This is a genomic window from Vibrio sp. 10N.222.48.A3, assembly GCF_041475345.1.
Lineage (GTDB): Bacteria > Pseudomonadota > Gammaproteobacteria > Enterobacterales > Vibrionaceae > Vibrio > Vibrio tasmaniensis_A.
Window position 1 is genome coordinate 1 of sequence record NZ_JBFRVX010001507.1, and the last position, 437, is coordinate 437.

Here is a 437-nt window from a genome sequence, read left to right on the forward strand (position 1 = left end):
GCTTTGATCTGATCAACTTGATTCGCCAAAGAAGTATCTTGGAAATATTCACTGTGTGTTTTTCCTAAGTACAATTTCTTATTTGCTACTCGTTGATCCAACTTGTCTTTAACAATAGTGCCTTGTGCCAACTTATTGTTTAACTCAAGCGCAATTGCGGAGCTGTCTGAGACTATACTTCCTTTTGTATCGTAGTAACGAACTTGGCTGATATTCGCATCAAATGGGTCACAGTAAGCCGCTCCCAAATCACCATTTTCAATAATGCTGCTGTATTGTGCTTCGCTAATAGGCGTCTCTTTGTTTAGTACGAACTGGCTCCCTCGTACACACCAATTAATTCTTGTTCCAACACCAGGGAAGTATGCCGAAATCAAGTTAACTGCATAGTATGTATCTGGGGCTGACTGGTTTAATTTTGCATATCTATCAATCAC

General features: G+C 39.8%; 1 pseudogene. It reads right to left on the bottom strand.

From position 1 onward, the window contains the following. Positions 1 to 377 (bottom strand): annotated as a pseudogene (locus AB4653_RS27425) (hypothetical protein); the annotation flags it as partial. Positions 378 to 437 lie beyond the last annotated feature (60 nt).